The sequence below is a fragment of the Candidatus Hydrogenedentota bacterium genome (assembly GCA_018005585.1).
Classification (GTDB): domain Bacteria; phylum Hydrogenedentota; class Hydrogenedentia; order Hydrogenedentales; family JAGMZX01; genus JAGMZX01.
The window spans coordinates 1-4,377 of sequence record JAGMZX010000195.1 but is presented as its reverse complement, the minus strand read 5'-3'; the positions used below and the strand labels follow the sequence as shown (position 1 = coordinate 4,377).

Below are 4,377 nucleotides of genomic sequence, written 5' to 3'. Positions count from 1 at the left end.
TCTTCCGGTTCGAGCGTGACGAACAGGTCGCTGATGAGCTCCTTCCCCGCCATGCGGTTGATGCGCCCGATGATACCCCACTTCTCGTAGCTGAATCGATGCATCCACACCGCGCTGTCCGCACGCACGCGCAACTGACCGTCCTTGACCGTGTACGGTTGGCCGTGCGCGCTGAGCCGGGCGCCCGCGATCGCTGCCCAGTGTTCCCAGATGCGCGCGTATTCGAGGTTCTGACCGAGTTTACCCGACTGCTTGAGGCGGGCCAGAATCTCCGCGACCGGCGTAACGCCCTCAAATCTCCTCGATTTTTCCTCGTTCAATGCGGTATGCCGTCCAATCCGACCCGAAACGCCCGGGCCGCGGTTCGAGTTCCGTCGTAGTAACCAGGCACTGTACCTCCGGCGCGATGGCCGCCACGAGGCGGCGCGCACGCGCCTCATCGAGTTCGGCAAGCACCTCGTCCAACATCATTACAGGATACTCTCCCGCGCGCGCCCGAACCACTTCAAGCTCCGCGAGTTTCAGGGCCAGCGCCGCGGTCTTCTGCTGCCCCTGCGAGGCGAATTGCCGTGCAGGTTGTTCCGCGATGTGGATGTGCACGTCATCGCGGTGTGGGCCCCGCCCCGTCATGCCCCGCCTGAGGTCGGTGTCGCGCATCTTGAGCAGCGCGGCGCCGAACTGACCCGGGTCGGGCACGTCGGGGTGATACGCCAGCGAGAGCCGTTCCCGTTCGGCAATACGCCCGTAAGCGTCCCCGGCGTAGCGCGCGAGCTCAAGCACGTAACGTTCCCGTTCGCGCATCAGTATGGCGCCCTCGCGGGCGAGTTGCACGTCCCACACGTCGAGCAGGGCCGCATCCGCTTCCTGCTTGCGCAGCAGTTCGTTCCGCTGACGCAGCGCCTGCCGGTACTGCTGCAACGCGTTGAGGTAGACGGGGCTGACTTGGGATATGCCCATGTCCAGGAAGCGCCTGCGCGAGGCGGCCCCGCCTCGCACGAGGTCGACGTCTTCGGGACAGAACAAAACCACGTGGATCTTGCCCAGAATGTCGCTGAGCCGGGTCTGCGCCACGCCGTTGACCTTGAACCGCTTTGCGCCTTGGCGCCAGCCCGCCTCGATACAGATCTCGTGGTCTGCGCGCCACCCCTCGATGCGCACGTAAAAGGCCTGCGCCCCGTGCCGCGCCAGTTCCGCGTCCTGGTTCGTGCGGTGGCTTCTCGTCGTCGTGCCGTAGAGGATTGCCTCAAGCAGGGAAGTCTTCCCTTGCCCATTGGCGCCGCGCAGCAGCGTCAAGCCCGGCGCGGGCTCGAAAACCACGTCATCCAGACACCGGAAATCGCGGCACGCGGCGCGGACCAGTCGCATCCCCTCTCCTAGACGGCCAAGTTGACCAATTCGTCCACCATCGGATAGCTGTCGAGAAATCCCTGAACGATGGACGGCACCATCTCCGGCCGGATGCCTGAGACGTCCCAGATGTCCTCTTGCGGATGGCACGCTCCGCTTGCGGCGTGCAGGCCGCACGCGGCGCACAGGTAATCCGCGACCGCAACCGTAGCGGCCAACAAACGCCCGGAGTCGTCTGAACAGCGCGACAGGTCGTGATGGCCGCCGATGGCCTGAACGAGTAGCGGGGCCAGTTTCCATTTCGCGGCCAGGCGCGCACCCACCTGGGCATGGTCGACCCCGAGCAACATCTGTTCCGCCTGGCACCACGTGATGCGGCGCGTTTGCATTAACCCGGGTATCTTGGCCGCCTCCTCCGGCAAGAATTCCTCGATGATCACCTTGCCGATATCGTGCAACAGGCCATGCACGAATGCCTCGTCCGGGGTGACGCGTTTTGCAGACGGGACCAGCCCGTTCCCCGCAAGCGCGCGCATGGCCGTACCACAAGCAATGCTGTGGCGGAGGAGGGCGCCGGTGCCCGACTTGAACGTCTCGAACACAGTGGCGGTAAGCGCAAGATTCTTGATCACCTTGATGCCCAGCAGCACGACCGCATGCTCAAGCGTAGTGACCTGCTGGCCGAGTCCATAGTAGGCGGAGTTCACCAGCCGCAACGTCTTGATCGCCAAGGCCGGGTCCGCTGATATGGCCCCCGCGACATCCTTCAGCCGGCATTCCGGGTTCTCGATCATCTGGGAAACCCGGACTACCGTTTCAGGCAGACTGGGCAGCGTCACCACCTCGTCGAGAAAACGGTCTATGTCGTACTGCAGGGTCACGGCACGCCGTCCACATCGCCAGGCGGCGGCAAATTGCTCTTGCCAAAGATACGTTCCTGCATGCAAAGGACATCAATGAGCTGCTTCGGGTGAAACAGGTTGTGGGCGTCCGCCAACATTACCGTTTGTGGAGCCGTGCCCGCCGCGCCGGCAAGCACCACCGCCGCCCCTTTCGGATTCTGCCGCGCGCCCGCCAGAACCACATTGCACAGACGCCCATCAGACAACGTGAGCGCGCCCACGAGAGCGGGCCCCTGGCGCTTCCATGAAATGACGCTAGAAGATGTAATCGGGCTCAAGGACGGCTTCGTAATTAACGTCCCGGTCGGAGAAGGGGAAGGTCACCACCTCGAAGACACCAGTGCCCGTGCGTATAAACGCCCGTGCGGTCCCGAGTACCGGCGCGACACCGACCAGATATCCCAAAGGTTTGCCTTCTTTGAGCTTGCGGTCCCAGGTGACGGGAATCTCGGCCCAACCCAACAAGATATTCGAGATGCCGCGCCCCAGCTTCGTGAGGACTTTCTCAAATCCGGTCGGCTTCGGCAAATCCAAGTCCGGGTTGAAGTTCTGGGCCACGACCAAGGGGGTCTCGACGAAAATGGCCAACGCCAACAACCCTGTGACTGCCACCAGCACGAACTTACCGCGCATATTCACCTGGACGCCCTCCTCAAAGCGCTGTCACCGCTTTGCTTCCGCTATTGCCAGCAGGCCGAGTCTATCACACTCCCCCCGCGCTGTCAATTAATAACCCCCGGTGTTCTGCCCGCTATAATGCTCCAAAACGAAACGAATGCCCCTCCAATTCAGAGCAGTCTGTTCCCCCCCGGCGTCAGCGGCTTGCGCGGCGCCGGCACCTTAACCCTTGCTGAAGTAAGGACTTGCTGCATCAGCGTGTTCTTGGCATGCTGCGTGCTTCTCTCATACCAGTTGGCAGGAGACAAGAAACTACAGGAGAGCAGACCATGACGAATCTGGTAATTCGGCAATACAGGCCCCGGACCCTGTGGGCCGGACTCACGGCGTTTGAGGGCGAATGTGACCGCTTGGCAGGCAACCTTTTTGGTAAGACGGGGATGGTATCTTACGAGACTTGGACTCCGAAGGTAGACGTGCGGGAAACCGAGGACGCGTACCTCCTTGAAGCCGATCTCCCGGGCGTCGCCAAGGAAGACGTGGACATTTCGATTATGGACGGCATCGTGACCATTCGCGGCAAACATGAACAGGACCAGGAACGCGAGACCAATGGATGGCACTGCTTCGAGCGGAATCACGGCTCGTTCCGGCGGTCGGTCCGCCTCCCCCGCACCGTGGATGCCGAACGTGTCAACGCAACGCTCGACAACGGCGTTCTCAAATTGACGCTTCCGAAAGCGGAGCAAGCGAAAAGGAAACAGATTCAGGTTACGACAGGTTAGGTCTTCTACACCCTCATACACCCATCCCACCGCCCCCGCGCGGCCTTCCCCCTCCCCCCGCGCGGGGGCCGACCTTTTGCCGGGCTCACACTCCAATGCAGCATGGTTGACAGACCCCTTCGGTCAACGTCTGCTGCAAATGGGCGCCGTTTACGAAAAGGGACGGAAGCATGTTTCTCTTGTCCTGTGTCCGCGCTACTTCGCGACTTTCGCGCCGCCGCGTTCGGTGCTGCTCGTATCCCCACGGACAGTCTCCGTTCTTATACTCTATTTGACCTCCAGGCTTTGATCCTATTCTGCCATTGATAGTATATTTCTGGATTGGCTGGCATGGTTCGCGGACGGCTTATGCCGGACGCGGCCGGAAAGCCATTCATCCGACAGGCGAGCTTGGCGAGGCAAGGCGACGGCAAGCCGCCGTATTTCAAAGGAGTTTCGGGTCAAGGAGTCCGGGTCAATTGCGCATATGCCGGGTTCCGCCGTATACTCGGTCCAGCTTCCTCAACACGGCACCAAGTGAGTCTCATGCAGTCACCGACACGCGCCCACACCGCGAATGAGAGCATCGCGCGCATTCTGGAGGCCGCTACGGCGCTGTTCGCGGAACGTGGGTTTCACGGCGTCACGACGCGTCAAATCGCCGCGGCGGCGGGGCTCAACATCGCAACGGTGCACCATCATGTCGGCACGAAGCGTGAGTTGTACCGCAAGGTCTATCTGGCTTT

Annotated in this window: 7 protein-coding genes; 2 read left to right on the top strand and 5 right to left on the bottom strand. The window is 61.8% G+C overall.

What is annotated here, in order from left to right; genetic code table 11:
* From KA184_21680 to KA184_21660, 5 genes are all read right to left on the bottom strand, one after another.
* On the bottom strand, nucleotides 1-320 hold a 320-nt coding region (locus KA184_21680), incomplete at its 3' end, for a DUF721 domain-containing protein (GenBank protein ID MBP8132198.1).
* Nucleotides 292-1,365, bottom strand: coding sequence for a DNA replication/repair protein RecF (gene recF / locus KA184_21675; GenBank protein MBP8132197.1), 1,074 nt, complete (start codon nucleotides 1,363-1,365; stop codon nucleotides 292-294). The genes recF and KA184_21680, both read right to left, overlap by 29 nt.
* A gap of 8 nt (nucleotides 1,366-1,373) precedes the next feature.
* A complete protein-coding gene (locus KA184_21670) occupies nucleotides 1,374-2,228 on the bottom strand; it encodes an HDOD domain-containing protein (GenBank protein MBP8132196.1) in 855 nt (284 codons plus the stop codon).
* On the bottom strand, nucleotides 2,225-2,470 hold the full coding sequence (locus tag KA184_21665) for a hypothetical protein (GenBank protein ID MBP8132195.1): 246 nt from the start codon (nucleotides 2,468-2,470) through the stop codon (nucleotides 2,225-2,227). Before KA184_21665 ends, KA184_21670 begins: the two co-directional genes overlap by 4 nt.
* Nucleotides 2,471-2,504: 34 nt before the next feature.
* Entirely contained in the window at nucleotides 2,505-2,888 is a 384-nt protein-coding gene (locus KA184_21660; protein MBP8132194.1) for an exosortase system-associated protein, TIGR04073 family, read from the bottom strand.
* 308 nt (nucleotides 2,889-3,196) lie between these two features.
* On the opposite strand from KA184_21660, the gene KA184_21655 reads away from it, so the two are divergent.
* Together KA184_21655 and KA184_21650 are read left to right on the top strand one after the other, a co-directional pair.
* Nucleotides 3,197-3,652, top strand: a complete 456-nt coding sequence (locus KA184_21655) for an Hsp20/alpha crystallin family protein (protein MBP8132193.1) — start codon at nucleotides 3,197-3,199, stop codon at nucleotides 3,650-3,652.
* A gap of 525 nt (nucleotides 3,653-4,177) precedes the next feature.
* Nucleotides 4,178-4,377: helix-turn-helix transcriptional regulator (locus KA184_21650; GenBank protein ID MBP8132192.1), on the top strand; the 200-nt coding region annotated here is incomplete at its 3' end.